At 57.3% G+C, this 17,934-nt stretch carries 16 protein-coding genes; 10 read left to right on the top strand and 6 right to left on the bottom strand.

All coding sequences use genetic code 11. The features are described 5' to 3' along the window. Positions 1 to 27: 27 nt before the first annotated feature. The 6 genes from IEN85_RS03010 to IEN85_RS02985 all read right to left on the bottom strand — a co-directional run bounded on the left by IEN85_RS03010 (position 28) and on the right by IEN85_RS02985 (position 8,245). Positions 28 to 1,803, bottom strand: coding sequence for an endo-1,4-beta-xylanase (locus tag IEN85_RS03010; protein WP_191615588.1), 1,776 nt, complete (start codon positions 1,801 to 1,803; stop codon positions 28 to 30). 150 nt (positions 1,804 to 1,953) lie between these two features. Next, the gene (locus tag IEN85_RS03005) at positions 1,954 to 4,338 is read right to left on the bottom strand and encodes a hybrid sensor histidine kinase/response regulator (protein ID WP_191615587.1); all 2,385 of its coding nucleotides are present in this window, start codon (positions 4,336 to 4,338) and stop codon (positions 1,954 to 1,956) included. A 179-nt stretch (positions 4,339 to 4,517) separates the two neighbouring features. Continuing rightward, positions 4,518 to 5,156 carry a LuxR C-terminal-related transcriptional regulator gene (locus IEN85_RS03000; protein ID WP_191615586.1) on the bottom strand — a complete coding sequence of 213 codons (639 nt, stop codon included), beginning with the start codon at positions 5,154 to 5,156 and terminating at the stop codon, positions 4,518 to 4,520. A gap of 394 nt (positions 5,157 to 5,550) precedes the next feature. Continuing rightward, the gene (beeR, locus tag IEN85_RS02995) at positions 5,551 to 6,669 is read right to left on the bottom strand and encodes a BeeR family actin-like protein (protein WP_191615585.1); all 1,119 of its coding nucleotides are present in this window, start codon (positions 6,667 to 6,669) and stop codon (positions 5,551 to 5,553) included. A 54-nt stretch (positions 6,670 to 6,723) separates the two neighbouring features. Then, a complete protein-coding gene (locus IEN85_RS02990; protein WP_191615584.1) occupies positions 6,724 to 7,314 on the bottom strand; it encodes a hypothetical protein in 591 nt (196 codons plus the stop codon). A gap of 226 nt (positions 7,315 to 7,540) precedes the next feature. After that, positions 7,541 to 8,245, bottom strand: coding sequence for a YceH family protein (locus tag IEN85_RS02985; protein ID WP_191615583.1), 705 nt, complete (start codon positions 8,243 to 8,245; stop codon positions 7,541 to 7,543). A gap of 196 nt (positions 8,246 to 8,441) precedes the next feature. On the opposite strand from IEN85_RS02985, the gene gspG reads away from it, so the two are divergent. From gspG to IEN85_RS02935, 10 genes are read left to right on the top strand one after another with little or no spacing between them, the layout of a single operon-like run. Beyond that, positions 8,442 to 8,879, top strand: coding sequence for a type II secretion system major pseudopilin GspG (gene gspG, locus IEN85_RS02980; RefSeq protein ID WP_191615582.1), 438 nt, complete (start codon positions 8,442 to 8,444; stop codon positions 8,877 to 8,879). Positions 8,880 to 8,915: 36 nt separating this feature from the next. Next, on the top strand, positions 8,916 to 9,446 hold the full coding sequence (locus tag IEN85_RS02975; RefSeq protein WP_191615581.1) for a prepilin-type N-terminal cleavage/methylation domain-containing protein: 531 nt from the start codon (positions 8,916 to 8,918) through the stop codon (positions 9,444 to 9,446). Position 9,447: 1 nt separating this feature from the next. Beyond that, on the top strand, positions 9,448 to 9,924 hold the full coding sequence (locus tag IEN85_RS02970; protein WP_191615580.1) for a prepilin-type N-terminal cleavage/methylation domain-containing protein: 477 nt from the start codon (positions 9,448 to 9,450) through the stop codon (positions 9,922 to 9,924). Beyond that, positions 9,921 to 10,583 (top strand): prepilin-type N-terminal cleavage/methylation domain-containing protein, encoded by a 663-nt coding sequence (locus IEN85_RS02965; protein WP_191615579.1) that lies wholly within the window; start codon positions 9,921 to 9,923, stop codon positions 10,581 to 10,583. Before IEN85_RS02970 ends, IEN85_RS02965 begins: the two co-directional genes overlap by 4 nt. Further along, complete coding sequence (locus IEN85_RS02960) at positions 10,580 to 11,611, top strand: type II secretion system minor pseudopilin (protein WP_191615578.1); 1,032 nt, start codon at positions 10,580 to 10,582, stop codon at positions 11,609 to 11,611. The genes IEN85_RS02965 and IEN85_RS02960 overlap by 4 nt, the downstream gene beginning before the upstream one ends. Positions 11,612 to 11,637: 26 nt before the next feature. Then, a complete protein-coding gene (locus IEN85_RS02955; protein WP_191615577.1) occupies positions 11,638 to 12,822 on the top strand; it encodes a hypothetical protein in 1,185 nt (394 codons plus the stop codon). Continuing rightward, complete coding sequence (locus IEN85_RS02950) at positions 12,822 to 13,406, top strand: hypothetical protein (protein WP_191615576.1); 585 nt, start codon at positions 12,822 to 12,824, stop codon at positions 13,404 to 13,406. Before IEN85_RS02955 ends, IEN85_RS02950 begins: the two co-directional genes overlap by 1 nt. Continuing rightward, positions 13,403 to 15,631, top strand: a complete 2,229-nt coding sequence (locus IEN85_RS02945; protein WP_191615575.1) for a secretin N-terminal domain-containing protein — start codon at positions 13,403 to 13,405, stop codon at positions 15,629 to 15,631. Before IEN85_RS02950 ends, IEN85_RS02945 begins: the two co-directional genes overlap by 4 nt. 15 nt (positions 15,632 to 15,646) lie before the next feature. Further along, a complete protein-coding gene (locus IEN85_RS02940; protein WP_191615574.1) occupies positions 15,647 to 16,207 on the top strand; it encodes a hypothetical protein in 561 nt (186 codons plus the stop codon). Between the two features lie 19 nt (positions 16,208 to 16,226). Continuing rightward, positions 16,227 to 17,918: a GspE/PulE family protein gene (locus IEN85_RS02935; protein ID WP_191615573.1), complete on the top strand. Its 1,692-nt coding sequence runs from the start codon at positions 16,227 to 16,229 to the stop codon at positions 17,916 to 17,918. Positions 17,919 to 17,934 lie beyond the last annotated feature (16 nt).

Here is a 17,934-nt window from a genome sequence, read left to right as displayed (position 1 = left end):
CGCCGCCTTTGACAATCGTTGGCCTCCTTACTTTTCGGAAAACTCGAGTCTGAAGAAACCTGTGTTCTTCCCTATGTTGAGCCTGTAGACGGTGGTGCCGCCTATGGTAACCGTCTCCAGCTCGGGAGGATCGCCGAACCATGCTAGGTCTTGTATCCGAGTCCATGACGCAAGGTCGGTGGAGTAGAGGACTTCCACGCCTATGCTTTGGATCGCCGCTCTTGCGAAGAAGTCGAGTGATTGCCCGTTGGACTGGTCCGAAGAGAGGTAGGAGCGGGGATCTGTCGTTTGCAGCACGAGAGGGTCTTGTCCGAAAAAGTACTCCTTGAGATTCGAGTTTCCGTCGCCGTCGGGGTCTGCGTCGCGGGCGGAGTCGGCTCCTTGCCAGTCGATGAAGCCTGCCCATTGCTCGTAGCTCGTGGCGTCGTCGGCAGTGGCGGCGAAGTTGAAAGTGATGTCTTCAGGGCTGGAGAGGGAAACGATTTGCTGTTTGCTCTCGCCGTTGAAGGTGACGGTGACGCGGTGGGTCCCTTTGAAGGTATTGGCTACGTATTCGCCGTTTGGGGACGAGGTTCCGCTGTGGTCTTCCCACCACTCGCCTTTGACTTTATCGATCCAAAGCTGGCCAGTCTCCTTGAGGACGGGATCTGCCTTGGTGCGGCTAGTGCCGGATTCTTCGTCTTGGAGGTTGTCGTAAAGGATCGCGTTTCCCCGCCAGTGCGAAAAGTCGTCGAGTCCCCAGATGGTGATGCCGTCTACCGATGGGTGTTCGAAGGCTCCCTCGAGAACGGCGCGAGTGACCGCGACTTCGTCTTCCGTGGTGGGGTTTGGCCAGCCCCAAGTGTTGTTGAAAAACCGGTTGCGGATGGACATGTCGAGCTCGGTTATCTCGAGACGCAGTCCAGGCAGTCCGTCGGGGTAGTTCGCGGTTGGGGGCATGGGGGCGGCGAGGATGTCGAGGCGACGGGTGACGTCGGCTTTGCTGGTCGTGGGCCGGTCCATGTGGGCTTGCAGGCCGATGCCGTCGATTTGGCCTCCGGCGTCGCGCACCGCGTCGACGAACGCTTTGTAGGCGTGAACGCGGCTGTCGTTGCCGTTCCAGTCGTTGAGGATATTGAAGTCGTTGATGTAGAGGACGGCGTTGGGATCGGTTTCCTTGGCCTTGTTGAACCAGCTTGCGACGATTGTCGCCTGGGCTGACATGTCGCTAGGGTCGGCGATTTTGTCGACCAAGAGCTCTGGGACCGCGAAGTGCTCGTTGTACAGATCGTAGGAGTCGATGCCGGAATCTTTGAAGGTGCTGTGGTAGGCTTGGACGTGGTCGAGGATTTGTTGTTGGATGTAGGTCCCGTCGTTCGAGTTTCTGACTCGGGTTGGGACTTGGTAGCTCGATCCCCAGACGGTGACGTGTCCGCGGAGCCTCAAAGAGTCTGGACCATCGAAGGCCTTGAAGGACTGGGGGAGCGCGGCGATGGCTTGGTTTTGCTCCTCGCTGCGGGCCTCGTAGTAGGTCCACTTCATGATGTTTCCGTAGGTGGTGGAATTGAAGTACTTTTGCAGCGCCTCGACCGTGAAGGCGTCGTAGCTATTGGAGCTTGGGTTGATGATGTGGTGCTCGACGGCGCAGCCGAAGCGGAACGCATGGTTGAGCATCTCGATCTCGACGGTCGCGCCCTCCAGCGGCGCGCCTGACGGAGACTGTATCTGTACGGTCAGCTCAGCCTTGCGGTGGCTGATGTCTTGGGCGTGGGTTTGCCCGAAGCAGGTTAATGCGAGAAGCAGGGGTAGGGTCGCGTGTTTCATGCGGTAGAATTTCGGTGAGGCGCCCTCGCTCGTGAGGAGGTGCAAAGGCGGAATTCTAGCGCATGCGGCGCTGCAAGTCTTGCGGATCTGGAGGGGATCGCGAGTGGGGAACAGTCTCTTTTTAGACTGTTTGGGCTTCGCGGGAGGGGCCTATTTCCGGGAGGCGATCTCGGCGAGCTTGCGGTTGAGCACGTCGAGGGGGACGGGCTTGGCCAGCACTTCGTCGATGTACTCGGGCTTTTCGCCAGTGTCTTTGATCATGTCGCCGAAGCCGGTGATCATGTAGATGGGAGTCTGCGGAGCGGCGTGCTTGATGGCGGCGGCGAGCTGGTCTCCGCTCATGAGGGGCATGGCCCTGTCGGTGATTACCAGGTCGTACTCCTTGTGCTCGAAAGCTTTGATGGCGCTGTTGGGGTCGCCATAGACGTCGACGGTGTGACCTCCGCTTGCGAGAAGTTCGGAGATGACTTCGAGCAGGACTTCCTCGTCGTCCACGAGCATGATGCGGAGGGATTTCATTTCAGTATTCTCGCGCAGGTCGAGCTCTTCGCGGATCTCCCGTTTTACGGCGGGAAATTCCATGATTATTTTCGTTCCGACGCCTTCTTCGGATTCAATGTTGAAGGTGCCGTGGTGGCGTTGCACGACCCCGAAAACGATGGAGAGTCCTAGGCCGGTGCCGAGTTTGCCTTTCGTGGTGTAGAATGGCTCGAGGCACTTTTGGCGGGTTTCCTCGTTCATGCCGCAGCCGCTGTCCTCGATGACGATGCGGACTTTCTCGGCGGCGTCGGAAACGCTGACGGTGATGCCTCCGTCGTGGGTCATGGCGTCTACGGCGTTGATGATGAGGTTGGTGAAGACCTGGCGAAGCTCCGGTTCGTTGCCCATGATGGGGCGGCCGGAGGACATGCTCATTTGAAAGTCGATATTGATACCCTTGGCTTCCGCTTGGTTTTTCCAGCGGTGGCGAGTGAGCTCCTTGACCTGCCATAGCAATTCGTCGGGCAGGATTTGGATGAATTCCTCGGGGCTGTTTTGGGAGCGGTAGAATTCGCGCAAGCGGCTGACCACGGCGGCTCCGTCTTGGGCGGCGACTTGGATCTTTTTGAGATAGGAGGTGAGCTTGCCCTTGTCCTGCATGGTCTTGGGGACGGTGAGCAGTAGCTCGGAGAAGCCGAGGATGGGGGCGAGCAGGTTGTTGAAGTCGTGGGCGATGCCCGAGGCCATTTGGCCGAGGGCTCTGAGGCTTTCCTGTTGGATGAGGTTTTTCTGCGTTTCCTTCAGGTCGGCGAGGGCCGTTTTGAGCTCGACGTTTTTCTTGGCCAGCTCGTCGGAGACGTTCCGCACTTCGGTGGCATCCTCGAGGATCACGGCAAAGTAGTTGGCGATGCCGGATTCGTCGCGGAGAGGAGTGAGGTAGGCGTTTGCCCAAAAGGCGTCTCCACTTTTTCGATACAGGAGGATGTTTCCGTTGTGCTCGCTTTGGTCTTGGAGGCTTTCCTCGATGTCGAGGATAGCCCGGGCGTTGGTCTTGGGGCCGTGCAGGCAGGCGAGGGAGGAGCCGGCGACGCGGGAGTAGCGGTAGCCGGTCATGTGCTCGAAAGCTCGGTTAGCGTAACAGATGCGGAAGCTTGGGCCGGCGCGCATGAGAAGGAGGACGGATTCCTTCACGAGTTCGACGGAGGTTTTGAGCAGGTCCATGGCCGGGTTGTTTCCCTCCACGGTCATGTTCTTTGCTTCGATGAGCAGCTTGCTGTGCTGTGCGTTGCGGCGAGCGGAAAGGAGGACGGATTTGACGCGACCGGGACCGGCTTGCAGGCGGACGATGCAGGAACGGACAGAATCGCATTCCTTTGCTTCGGCGAGGTAGTCGGAGAGTCGTTGGGCGTCGGAGGGAACGACGATGTGCTTGAGGTTGAGTTCCCGAACCTGCTCGATATCGGTCCCTAACAGGTCTGCCCAGGAGAGGGAGGCGGTCTTGAATTGTCCGTCGAAGTCGTGTGTCGAGGACAAGTTCAGGTTGACGGGAAAGGCTTTGGCGCTGTCGGGGGACTGGTTGGTTTGCACTGCCTTGATGGCGATGCGGGTCTTTTCGGGATCCGGGGAGATGAAGAGGGGGAAGGCTTTCAGGGCCAGGCTGTGTCCGGTTGAGCCGGGAGCGGCGAGGGTCGTGCGAAACTCGTGAGAGGAGGTGGCGGGGTCGAGGTTGAAGAGCCAGTCCTTGAGGGCGGCTACGTCCGCGACGAGCAATGCGAGGGTGGTGGCCTTGGCTTGACCGGGGGCGAGGCCCCAAACGCGGTCGGCGTTCAAGTCGCAGTCGACGAAGGCAAGATGGCCGTTGTGCAGCGAGTAGGCGGCGTTTTCGCCCGGGGTGCTGAGCCTTGCGAAGAAATTCCAATCGAGGGTAGGGGCATCCCGTCTTTGTTCGGATGGTCGATCCTCAGAAAGTGAGCTGTGGCCTGCAATGCGGGATGAGTCTGGCTGACGTGGTCCGGCTTGGCGCTGAGTTGGGTTGCTGTTGCTTTCGCGAAGCATTCTGTCCGTCCGTGGGTAGTGCTTGGTGGGAAAATGAGCTAAGTCCTTTTAGCTCAGCGCCGCGATCGGGGATAGGGACCCGGTCGCGGCTGTTGAAAAAGTCCATCGACAGGTGGCCGTCATGGCCTACCGCGTCGGCGGTGCTTTGAGTGGAATAGGTTTTTGTGTTCGGCCTGCGGTCAAGTGAGCGAGATGAGCTCGTGCTTGATGGCGTAGCGGGTGAGGGCGGCTACGTCGTGCAGGTTGAGCTTGCGCATGATGTTCGTGCGGTGGTTGTCCACGGTGCGAACGGAGATGTTCAAGCGGGATGCGATCTCCTTGGTGGAGAACGACTCGGCCACGAGCTGCAAGATTTGCTTTTCGCGATCGGAAAGGGGGATTTCGCTGGAGGCGGCATCGGGGTTGAGGATGAGCGAGCGCATGACGCTGGCCATCTTCGGACCGATGAAAGTGCCTCCGCCGGAGATGATATCGAGAGCCTTCTTGAACTCGTCGAATCCGTCCATCTTGTCGACGTATCCTTGGGCTCCGGCCGACAGCAGTTCGCGGATGTTCGCGGAACTCGCTCTTCCGGAGAATACGAGGACTTTAACACCGGGGACATGCAGGGTCAGGCCACGCAGAACTTCTGTTCCGCTGAGCTCAGGAAGGCCGACGTCGAGGATAACGGTCTCGGGCTTTAGCTTAATACACCCTTGCAATCCTTCTTCTCCGGTCCCGAAAGAGCCCACTATCTCGTAGCCCGGAAGCATGGAGATGAACTCAGAGACCATTTCTCGGATTGCGGTTTGATCTTCAATTATTACGACGCTTTTCATTATGAGAGTTTTCCTTTTGCTCCTTTGTGTTACGGACTGAGGAACTTTTTCTTAAGCGCCAATGCGCAGGATCCTTGGAGTCTATGGCTCTACGGGGATGGGATTTTGCGGAGTCCCGGCTGAGCCTGATAGTGGATAGCCCGTCTAATTACGGGAGTTTAAGGGGGATTCCTCAGCGGAGCGAAGCGGTCGTAAATTTCTTGGTAAAGGGCGGCCGGCATTGAAGTAGGGGCTATTTCTCATGGCCTAGCCTCTGTTTTTTGAAAGCGAGAAGGGAGCCGCGGACGCGAAAAAAGGCGGGCCCCAGTTTCCCAGAGCCCGCCATCCTATTCCTGCACCACAAAATGTGAGGGGCGGTATTGCTACCTTTTCTTCTTACTACCTAAAAAGTGTCTCAGCGGAGCAGTGTTTGCCACTGGCGTTCCTTGGCCTGGAAGGCCGCAGTGATGGCGCCGGTCGCGACGCGGACCTTGTAGTCCTCGCCTACGCTGGTGACCTTGCAACCTTCGAAGCCTTCCTCGGTGAGAAGTTTCTGGAGGGCTGCGTCGAGTCCCTTGATCATGCTGCCGCCACCGGTGATGATGATGTTTTGCAGGAGGTCGGGGATGCTGTCGGGATCGGCCTTGATGATGAGGTTGCGGACCGCATCGTAAATCTTCTTGAGCAAGGTGTCGCAGGCTGTGCCGACGGCGTCGGACACTTCGAGCTGCTTGATCTTGCCGCTGATCATGACGGGGTGGGTCGCGTGCTGGGTGGCTCCCTGTACGAAAGAGTGCTTTTCCTTGATCTCGCGGCACTTGGCTATGGAGATCTGGCTGTCTGGATACTTGTTGAGAAGCGATGCTTGGATGGCTTCGTCGACGGCGTCGCCTGCGAAGGCGAAGGAGATTTGGTCCTCTGCGGACGGATAGTAGCCTTGGATGAGGCAGACGTCGGTGGAGCCGGCGCCGATGTCCACGAAGAGAGAGTTGCAGACGGGGTCGACGTAGTCGGCCTTCACGAGCTGGGAATCGTCGCGGCTGCCAAGAGCGGCGAGGAAGGGCTCGGGGATGAGGATGACCTTGTCGAAGATGCCGGTGACGGCGAGGCGTGTGTTTTCAAGCGCCTCTGAATCGGCGTTTGCCGGCATGCCGATCACGGCGCGGACTTCTGCGTCGGGGGAGATTCCGGCGGTTTCCTTAAGGTGTACGAGGAAGTCGCGGGCTGCGTCCATGTCGGCGATGATGCCGTCGCGCAGGGGCTGGATGAGGTTGAGGTGAAGCTTGTACTTGAGCGCGAGCTGTCCGTAGAGGGCGGTCGCGTCGCCAGGGATGATGCCTGGGAGAATGCCTTCGGTGGTGTAGCCGACGATGGAAGGGATGAGCTCGGAGGCTACGACTTTTCCGGTGGTGGGCTTGGCTACTTGAACGCAGGTGGTATTGGTGCCGAGGTCGAGCCCGACAAGAAGGAGTTCCTGTTCGGTCTCCTTCGCTTTGGTCTTCTTGGGTGCGGTTTTGGATGTTGTGATACTCATTTTTGTGGTCGGTTAGATTTCGTGTTGTTGATGCAGGGGACCTCGCGGCAGGAACTAGCCTTTGAGAATAGGATCGATCTGGGCGTTGTTCATTTCTTGCACGATGTCGTCGAGTGAGAGGATAGAGTCGGCGAGGATTTCGTTGTCGGCGCCTTGCAGGGCGTCGATCATTTCGCTGACGTCTCCGAGCTTCACGCGGCGGTCGCCGTTCTGGAAGCCGAAGGTGGTGGGCTTTTTCGCGTCGCTGTAGCTGGGGCGTACCCAGGAGCCGGAGAGCTCTTCTTGCCGCTTGGCCTTTTGCTGCTCCATCTTGGTGACGTAGAGGGAGCGGTACTTGGCAGCGATGCGTTCCTCGACCTGCGGGATGATGCGCTTGACGAGGGTTTCCTTGAAAAGTCTTTGCAGTTTCTGGCCTTGGTCGACGATGCTTTGTTCGCGGGTGAACATGTCCCGCAGGTCGGCCTTGGCGTCCTCTTTGAGGCCGGAGGGCAGCATCTGCATCCACTGCTTGATGAGGGGAGGGAGCTCCTCTTTGATGATGCGACGCGATTCCCACTCCTTGCCGTCACGGTGGAGGATACAGGCGTGGCGGAAACGCGTCACTATGGCGTCCCAGCGCTCCTGCGCTCTTTCTGTCACTTTCATCGATGCGATCATAAGGATTACGGCGCCAAACTTAGCTACGGCCGTGCCAACTTATGTAAGTCGCTGAATAGCAACGGAAATACTGCGAACGGAAAAAATGTCCCTGTGGGAAATCGGCAGAAAGGTTCCGCTTTTTCCGCAAAGCGGACCGTTTTTGCCTAGGGTCCGGCAGCTAGGCGCTCTTAGAGGAGCGGGAGCGAGTCGAGGGAAACGGGGAAGTTGCCGGCTACTCGAACTGGGAACGGAAGGCGGCGAGCTCTTCGCGGAGGGCTGCGATGGCGGACGCTTGCTCGGCGACGGTTGTTTCAAGGGCGGCGATGCGAGCCTCGGCCTCCGCTGGAAGGGTCATGGAGACGTCGACCTTGACGGGTGCGCTGGACGAGGTCGCTGGAGTGGCGAGGGCTTCAAGGTCGATGGGGCCGGAAAGGAGCTGGGCGTAGCGGGCGTCCTTTTTGCCGGGTTGGCGAGGGAGCTCCACCACCAATGGTGTCGCTCGAGCCATGAGTTGCTCGATCTCGTCGCGCATGGCATCCAGGTCTTCGAAGTGGCTCATGCGCTCGCAACGGGTGCGAAGCTCGCCGGCGGTTTGCGGGCCGCGCAGGAGCAGCTCTGCGAGGATGGCTGCCTGGGGATTGGGCAAGGGGTAGTGGTTGTCTAGGCTGTGCTTGAACTTGGCGACGCGGGAGGCGGTCTGGGTGACGAGCAGGGCGAGTCGCTTGTGGCGGAGGGACTCCAGGCCGGCGGAGACGGCTTCGTCGTCGAGCTCGAGCACGGGAGCGCGGTTGCTCTTCTGGTTGCAGGCGTTGACGAGGCTATTGAGAGTAAGGGGATAGATGTCGGGCGTGGTGGCCTCTTTCTCGATGAGGCAGCCGAGGATGCGGGTTTCGACAAGGGAGAGAGGATCGTGGGGGAGTGGATTTTCGTCGCTCATGGGAGTAGGCGCTGGCGCTTTTCTGGAATAAGGTTGTTTGTCTGAGTTCTTAAAGGATGTGTGAGAAAGTGGCGTGTTCTCGAGTGGCGCGCAACATTGTTGCAAAGCGGTCGGTCTGTTAACACTTTACACGGGATTCGCTTCCGTTTGGAACGTTCCGAGACAATCCCAACCCCCTAGAATCTATATTTGTTGTATGAAAAGTAGAAATAGCTCTCGCCGTAAGAAGTCCGGTTTCACCTTGATGGAAATCTTGTTGGTTCTGGGATTGATCGGACTTCTGGTATCGGTCGTGGTTGTCAATGCGGGCGGTATCTTCGGAGACCAGAAGGTCAAGATGACCAAGATGAAGATCAAGGATTCCTTGAGCGTGCCGCTTTTCAAGTACATGACCGACACCGGCAGCTACCCGACCACGGAGCAGGGCTTGCAGGCGCTCTGGACGAAGCCGGGCAACGACCGTGGGCGCTGGCGCGGGCCCTATGTGAAGGACGAGGAAGCCTTGGTCGACGCTTGGCAACGCGATTTCAAGTACCAGTACCCGGGGACCAAAAACCAAGGCAGCTACGATCTCTACTCGCTGGGCGAAGATGGCGTGGAGTCGGGCGACGACATTGGTAACTGGAAGCAGTAGGCCCCCGTTGGAGGAGGCCTTGCCGAGAAGGCTTGCATGACGCGATTTTCAGGAGTCAGCCGCAGAGGCTTCACTTTGTTCGAGCTGCTGCTGGTGCTGGCTCTCATCGGCCTGTTTTCCACAGTCTTCGTGCTCAATATCGACTCGCTCATGAAGGACGGGGAGATGGAGACCTTGGAACGAGAGTATTGGCGGGCAGTGGAGTCCGCTCGCACCAACGCGGTCTTCAAGCAGCAGGCCCACTACTTGGAGTGGGATCCGGAGGGGCGACAGTTTCTCGTCGTCTCGGGGGGAGCTACGGAAGCTTTTCCGGTGGAGATCGAGTCTCCGGTGGAGCTGGAGATAGAGGTACTGTTCGAGGAGATCGCTCCTGAGAACAGCTACGTTTTGATCGCGGGGCAATTGGTGCAGAAGCGGGAAATCGTTAAGGTCGGCTTTTTTCCCGACGGGACCTGCTCCCCTTACGAAGTGTCGATGAGGATCGCGGATTTCGAGACGCGTTTTCAGATGGACCCGTGGACGGGAGTGCAGCTGGTGAACCCGAATGAAAATGCAGCGGGGATCTAGAATGCGCCTTGGTAAGAGCCGCCCTGGCTCAGGTGGCTTCACTTTGTTGGAGGTTCTGGTGGCCTTGGCCCTTTTTTTCATGGCGGTGACCTTTTTCTCCATGACCTACCTCAACACTCTGATGGCGATCGAGGGCACGCGCCTGAACCAAGGGCTGGAGCAGGATATGGCAGCGATCCGGCGTCAGGCGCTTTTGATCGCGGACGTGGAGGAACTGGAGGAGGGCGGCGAGGTCGTGACGGGCGAACATGGCCTGGCTCGCTGGCGGGTGGAGTACGAACCCACCCAAGTGGCGGACCTGTTCTTGGTAACGCTCTCGGTGGAGCTGGATCCGGACGACAAGGAGAAGGGGGCGACCGAGGCGACGGAGCAGTTTTACCTGACGCGCCCCAGTTGGTCGGAGCCGACCGAACGGGACGAGTTGCGTGCGGAAACGAAGGAGCGGCTGCTGGATCGGCAGCTGAACATCAGGCAATGAAGCGAAGGGCGAGACAGTCTGGCTTCACCTTGCTGGAGGTGCTGCTTGCGGTGGCGTTGGGCGCCATGGTGGTGATTTCGATGACCAGCTTTCTGTTCAGCATGGCGGAGCTCTGGGGCGTCGGCTCGAACGAGCGACTGTTCGAGAAGCATGCTCGCGGGGTGTCACGCTTCATCGAGAGCAGTTTTCAGAAGGCGAGCCAGCGCTACGACGCTTCCGCTGACGCTAACGAGTCGCTCTTCTGGTTCAATTGGGAGGGAGACGAAACGACGCGCGAGTCTTTCCTCAGCTTCGAGCTGAAGGAGAGCCCGGGAGCCTTGATTTGGCCGGAGCATCCATTGCCGCACGTGGTGTGTTCCTTGGAATTCGACGAGGACGAAGGCCTGTTTTTGCTTTGGCGCTCGCGGTTGGAGGAAGCCTTCGACGAAGATCCGCCGCGGCGTACCTTGATCTCCCCGTTCGTTAAGGAGATCGAGTATCACTATATCAACTACGAGGAGGAGAATCCGGAATGGGAGGTTGAAACTTCGCCGCTGCAGGAGGCGGACGACAGCTATCTGATGCCGGAAAGGATCGTTTTGAAGTTCCGCTTCAAGGGCGAGGAGATTGCGCGGCAGCTGATCTTGCCCAAAGTCTTGGAGGGGACGCCGATCTTATGAGAGCCGCCGTTTCCAACCGCTGCAGGGGATCTGTCCTTTTGCTGGTGCTCGTGCTGATCGTGGTCGTCTCCTTTGCCCTGACGCTTTTCATCGAAAAGGCTCATGTGGAAATCAAGGGGGAGGGCTACTACGTGAAGCGGGCTGAGCTGCGCAAGGAAGCGTGGTCGATGATGGAGGTGGCCGTGGCGGTGCTGGCGGACGTGAAGGCGATTGACAACGCGCTTTACGCTCCCTCCCAAGGTTGGGGCAACCCCCTGGACTACGCGGGGATTGCGCCGCGCGAAGGATTGGATGTGCGGTTCGAGTTCATCGACGAGAGTGGCAAGGTAAACATCAATACCTTGGACCGTGACTCCTTGGTACTGCTCTTCGACGAACTCGGTTTCGAGCTGGATATCTCCTCGCGGCTCAGCGACGTGCTTTTGGATTGGATCGATGCGGATGACGAGACCCGTATCGAAGGCGCGGAGTCTAGGGAGTACAGCACTTTGGAGTTGGATGTTCGCCCAGCGAACCAAGTTCTCAAGTCGCTCGACGAGCTACGTTACCTGTTCGGGTTTCAGGAGCTTTTCTTCGACGAGAACGGCTTGCCCTTACCGGTTTTCGCCCAGCTCGAGCAAGCGGTCAGCGTCTACGAAGTGAATTCGCTCAACGTGAATGCCGCGTCCTCTCTGGCGCTGCGGGCGATCGCGGATCTGGACGAGTTCGACAAGCAGGCGATCGACGAGTTTCTCAAAGGCTTCGATGGGCTGCTGGGCACCAGCGACGACAACTATTTTGCAACCGCGGACGATGTGGCGGCCGTATTGGTGGACATTCCGGAGGGGGCTCCGCTCGGGCACCAGATTTCGGTGCTCACCTTGAAGGTTACGGTAAGCGAGGGTGGCTACAGCTACACCTTGATCGGTACCCTGAGTGTCGACGCGGAAGCGCCAGCTTTGCAACAAAGCGGAGGGAACCTTCGCTATCCTTTTCTTTTCCTCGATCTAAGGGAACAGCCGGGCTCTATTAATGCTCGACCCATATAACATTTGCCTAGAGATTTTCGCCAGTGGTGTCTTTCCCCTCAAAGTTCAAACCTCAAGCCCAAGCATATGAGCTAGACGCCTTTATGGCGCCCGCTCACTGGTTCTTCTGTCGCCGTATCGAGATCCCCTCGGATTTGGACAAGGGCGAGGAGGAAGGCTTTGCGCTCCTAGAGCTGGAAGCCTTGTCTCCGTTTCCTCTGGACCACCTGCACTATGGCTATCGTTTGGACAAGGCGGGGCGTTTCGCCTTCGTCTTTGCAGCCTACAAGCGGCGCTTCGAAAAGGTGGACCAAGCCGCCTGGAAGCGGGGAGACGCGGTGCTGCCGGATTTTTTGCTGGCCCTGCACGCTGCCGCCCGGAGCGAGGAGGGTCTGGTTCTCGTAACGGAAAAGTCTTTTGCGGCGTTCTCCTTCGACGACAGTTCCGAGCTCCCGGCGTCTTTTTACGCTGAGGCGAGACAGTTGGACGCTGAGGAGGGGGAAGAGGTTCCTTCCCTCAAGAGCCAGCTCAACCGCTTCGAATCGATCGCCAAAAGCCGTCTCGGCATCTCGAGACTTCGTATTTGGTACGCGAATACGGAAGCAAAGTGGATCGGTCAGACGGCTTGGTTCGGAGCGGTGGACTCCAGCGAATCGCCGGTGGCTCGGGCAGATTTCAGTCGCTCGCAACTTTGGAAGGCGGACTTGCGCGATCCGGAGCAAATCGAGCTCGCCCAAAAGGAAGAGCGGCAGAACGCCATTCTGTGGAAAGGCCTTGGGGCCCTTGCTGCCTTGGTTGCGCTCATCTTGCTGGGAGAGGTTTACTGGGGGGCGAGTTCCGCGTACCTCTCGTACCGCAATTCAAAAATCGCCGAGCGGACTCCTTTGGTCGAAGAAATCCAAGGCTTGCAGTCGACCAGCAACACGCTGCGCGGTTTCTTGGAATCGGACTTGCAGCCATTCGAAATGATCGAGGCTCTTTTGCCCATGCAGCAGCATCCGGATATCATCTATCGCAAGTTTGAAACGGAAGGTCCGGACGTGCTCGTGATCGACGCGCGGGCCAACAACCAGACTCAGGTGACGGAGTTCAAGAAGCGTCTGGACCGTTTCGACAAGATTTCCTCGGTCGAGCTTTCCAAGCAGGTGAACAAGCCGACTGGCTCAACCTTCACCGCCACCATTCGCTTCAAGTTCGGAGCCTTTTACCAGCTTGCGGGAGGGACTCAGTAATGGTGGCCAAGGAAGCAAGCATTTCAGTGCGTGTATCCGCTTTTCTGATAAAGACGCGTCGGGCCTTTTTCAGGATGACGATGCGGGAGAAGGTCTTGGCCTTGTTGTTCGCTTTCGCCTTGGTTTTGGTTTGGGGATCTTGGCAGCTTGATCGCCAGTCGTTGCTCAAGGAAAGGCACTGGGACGCGGGCGTAGTCGAAAGCGGACAGCAGAACTGGTTGACCGAGGAAGCGCGGCACCGTGAGTTTTACGAAACGCAAAAGGCAGCCATCGATTTGGAGGCCTTGCCGAACCGCGAAGAGGTGAGCGGGCAAATCGACGCTTTAGTGCGCCGGGCGGGATTTTCCAGTTTCGATTTTCCTCCGCCGCGCACGGAAATCGGCGCCGAAATGAATTTTCACACCTTTCAGCTCGTCGTGCAGAAGGCGAGCTATGCGAAAATCAAGAACTTCACAAAAGCGATCAAGGCAGAGATGCCCTACCTCAGTCTGGAAAAAGTCATCATTCAAGCTCCGGACCAAGACGTGGAATCGCCTCCAGTAAACGTGCGCTACGTTTTTAAGTCTATCGAATATACGAAATGAGAATTTGGGTGAACAAGACAACGACTGCGATCTTGGCGATCGCCTGCGCCATAGGCTCAGCGGTTCAGCTGCGCGGGCAGGACGAAAGTTTAGCGAGGGTCATTCCGAACCCGGACGAAAAAGTGGCCAGCTACAAGGTGGTAGACCAGGAGCTGGAGGGCACGCTCGAGATTCTCTCGGAGATGACGGGCCGCGCTATCCTTCGTCCGCAAGCCTTGCCAACTCCTAAGATCACGTTCGACAGTGGCGGAGAGATCACGGTGGGTGAGCTGACTCTCGCCTTGGAGAGTTTGCTGAGCCTGAACGGAATCGGCATCTCTCCATTGGGGGAGCGCTTTTTGAAGGTCGTGCCCCTTAGCGAGATTCGCACGCAGGCTCCCGAGCTGGTGGTGGAAAGCTTGGCGGAGCGTCCTGCCAGCGGTAAGGTCGTGAGCAAGCTCTTCCGTCTCCAACATTTGGATTCGCAAACTTTTCAGCAGCAGATCCAGCAGTTCCTCAGTCCCGGATTCAGTTCGATCATCCCTTTCCAAAATTCCAATGCGGTGATCGTGACGGACACGATCAGCAACCTGCAACGTCTGGAATACGTGGTGAGTGAAGTTGATAAGCCTTCCCGTCTGAACATTGAGCCAGCGTTCTACACGCTGCAATTCGCCCAGGCCAGCGAGGTAGCCCAACAGGTGCAGCAGATGATCGAGGATGCCCGCAGCCGTTTTGGTGACGAGACCGGGAGCAATTCGGGTCGTCCCAACAGCGCTCGCCGCCGCGACAATCCAGAAGGAGACGGAGCCTCAGCTCTCGTTGCTGGCGAGGGGGGCTCGATCAGCCAGATCCTCTTCGGTTCCAACACGGCAATTTCTGCGGACGACCGCACGAACCAGATCATCATCATGACGGCCCCGAGCAACTTGAAGTTCTTTGAGGACATCATCCAAAAGCTAGACATCAAGGCCGACCCATCGACTCGTATGGAGGTGATTCCGCTCAAGCACGCGGATGCGACAGAAGTTGCTTCTCTCTTGAGTCAGTTCGTTTCCGGCAAGACCAACAGTGACAGCAACGACCGCACGAACAGTAATGCCAATTCGAATACGCGAAACAATCGTAGGACCGCGGCTGGCAACCCAACGTTTTCCAATAATGCCCCAAGCAATGCGGAAGCGCTGAATGCCGCCCGCAATAACGCAAACAACTCCGGCGGCGCTAATTCTAGCGAGGATCGCGACAGCCAGTTCAGTACCTTCATGACAATCTTGGCGGACGAGCGAAGCAACGCGCTCGTCATCTCCGGCACGCGCAGCGACTTGGAGCTCATGAGTGCCTTGGTGGGTAAGATTGACGTATTGCTGCCGCAAGTACGTATCGAAGTCATCATCGCGGAGGTGAACTTAAACGAGTCGCGCGGCCTCAACCGAGGAATGGATGCCTTCACTGTCAATTACGAAGAGCAAGCGGACGGCTCGGGGAACGTAGAGGTGCCAGGTATTAACATTCTTGGACTCGGAATGAGCGGTACCTTCAATTACGACGACGGCGTTGTTTCGAATCTAACTTTGAGTACGATCCTCAACCAAGCCCGCACCAACTCTGACGTGCAGTTGCTCTCGGTTCCGACCTTGGTCACGACTCACAACAAGGAAGCCAAGATTATCGAGGCCGTTTCGTACCCGATTATCACGAGCTCGCAGAACTCTTCGATCTCCGACACCTTCAGGCAATCGGTACAGTATCAAAACATTGGTATTGAAATGGTGGTGACGCCGTTGATTGGGCCGAACGATGTAATCCAGCTCGAAATCGATCAAACCATCGACGATATCTCCGGTAACGTAACGATTGGCGGTAACGAGCAACCGATCATCAGTAAGCGTCAAGCCACTTCCTACGTGAGCGTGTCCAATGGCGAAATGGTTGTGCTTGGAGGCCTGCAAAAGAACAAGTTGGACACGGACCGTACGCGCTCGAATTTACTCGGTGACATTCCCGTTCTTGGAAAGTTGTTTCGTACCAAGACCAAAGAAAGCACCAAGAGCGAGCTAATGGTTTTTCTAAGGCCGCAGGTGATCCGCACTACGGACGACGTGAATACGGACGCGATGAAGAAACTTCGCGAGTTGGAGGGAGCTCGGGCGATCCAGGACTTTTTGGATACAGGCAATATCGATGTCACGCAACCGCGCTCAGAGCCCAATGGGTCGCGAACAGCATCTCCGAAAGGAGACTAAGGAAAGGGATTCGTTATGATCGGGAAATTGATACTCGTCGTGATGTTAGCTGGGGCCACCGCTTTGGTGGGCCAGGTTGCTGATGAAGGGGCGGCTGAGGTTAATCCGTTTGGCGCCCCGGCCCGACCAGCTATCAACGGTCCGATCGTAGAAGATGCTGCGCCGAGCTCCTTGGACCAGTTCCAGTTCAATGGGCTGATGGTGATGAACGGAAAAGTTCGCATCAGTTTGTTCGATGCAAAACAGAACAAGAGCTTTTGGGTGCGACAAGGTCAGTTGGGCGAATATGGAGTCAGCTTTCAGCGCTTCGACGAAGAAAACGAGACGGTGGTGATTGCTCAGGGGGGCGTCACCAAGAAGCTCTCGCTCAACAAGGTGAAGATCGAGCCGCTTAAAATCGCCGCTCCGCGGGCAACCCCTTCGCCGCCTGCGGTGACGGGTAATGTCTCACGACCCTCTCCCGCGGCTAATGTAGAGTCGGATGAGGAGGCTCGCGCTCGCATCCAGCGAGTGGCGGAAGAGATCCGGCGTCGCCGAGCGGAACGACGCAAGCAATTGGAGAATCGAACTAATTAAGCTTCGAGCGTGATCGAGTATGCAGATAGCTGATACGGGATTTGAAAACAAGTTTGAGCTGACGGAAGAGCAGCTTCTCGATATCGCGGAAGCGAGGCGAGGGGAGCGTTTGGAGCGGATTGCCCGGTACGCTGGCCGTAGCCTGAATGAGTTGGTTTCCGAAATGGCGGCGTACTGCGGCTTCGATCAAGTGGACGCCAGTCGATTCGACTTACAGGCTTTGCAAAAGGTTCCGTTGCGCATTTTGCACGAGTTTCATTGCGTACCGATTGGTCCTGAGGACGAGGATGATGAGGAACCTCCTTTTACGCTGGCCACGAGTTGGCCGGTTACTGCGGAAATGGATGATTGGGTTTATGCAGCTTGTGGAGAGCGCCCCGTTTGGGTAATCTCGCACCCGGAGCGTATCGCGAATTTCATTACACAGAATTTGGGTGTGGGCGCGGAAAGCTTGGACGATTCCTTCGATCTCGAAGCGGAAATGGCCATCGAGAAGGTCGAAGAAGAGGAGGACGAAGATGCCGCGATCATCCGTTTCGTGAACGAAGTCTTCAATCAAGCGATTTCTGGCGGAGCGACGGATATCCATTTCGAGCCGATGGAGGATCATTTGCGGATTCGCTACCGTATCGATGGATTGCTGGTGCCGGTTCCTGTACCCGAAAACTTGAGACGCTTTCAGGATGCTATCGTGTCGCGTCTCAAGATCATGGCCAAGCTCAACATATCGGAGCGTCGGTTGCCGCAGGATGGGCGCATCAATCACAGAATCGGCTCTACCACGCTGGATATTCGTCTCTCAACTATGCCGGTGATGTATGGCGAGAGCATCAGTTTACGCCTCTTAAACAAGAAGGACAAGCCGCTGAGCCTCGCTCAATTAGGCATGTCGGATCGCGATACGGCGGTGGTGAATCGGGTTTTGAATTTGCCGCATGGAATCATTCTGGTGACGGGGCCAACGGGTTCCGGCAAGTCGACCTCGCTCAATGCTTTCATTCGTTCCATCAACTCGGACGATCGCCGCATCATTACGGTAGAGGATCCGATCGAATACGAAGTGGCGGGCGTGAACCAGATACAGGTGAAGCCGGATATCGGCTTTGGCTTCGCGGAAGCCTTGCGTCACGTTTTGCGTCAGGACCCGAACGTCATTATGGTCGGGGAGATCCGAGATCGCGAAACGGCGGACATCGCGGTGCAGGCTTCGCTCACGGGGCACTTGGTCTTTTCGACCTTGCACACCAACGACTCGGCGGGCGCGATCACGCGTTTGATCGATATGGGAGTGGAGCCCTTCTTGATCGCATCCAGCGTGGAGATGGTGATCGCTCAACGCTTGTTGCGTCGGGCATGTCCAAGCTGCTTGGGAATGCGAGCAGCGGAGCCGCAGGAAATCGAAGATGCGTTGCGAGTCCTGGACTTGGATCCCTCGCTCGGAGATGGAGTTTTGGAGCTCCCTGGAAGCGTTGGTTGCGAAACGTGTCGAGGAATTGGATACAAGGGACGCATCGGCATTTATGAAATTTTACGGGTGACGGAAAAGATGCACGACCCGATCGTGCGTCGGGAGGCGGCCCCTGTCATTCGGCATTTAGGTCTGCAGGCAGGTATGGTTTCGCTCGGGAAGTCAGGCTGGAATCTGGTGGAGCGCAAGTTGACGACCCTCGAAGAGGTGGTTCGTACGATTTCCGTCAAGGAAGGGGAGTGATCTTTTAATTTAGTCG

Source organism: Pelagicoccus enzymogenes, assembly GCF_014803405.1.
Classification (GTDB): Bacteria; Verrucomicrobiota; Verrucomicrobiia; order Opitutales; family Opitutaceae; genus Pelagicoccus; species Pelagicoccus enzymogenes.
The sequence above is the reverse complement of the archived record's forward strand: the minus strand, read 5'-3'. Positions and strand labels throughout refer to the sequence as shown.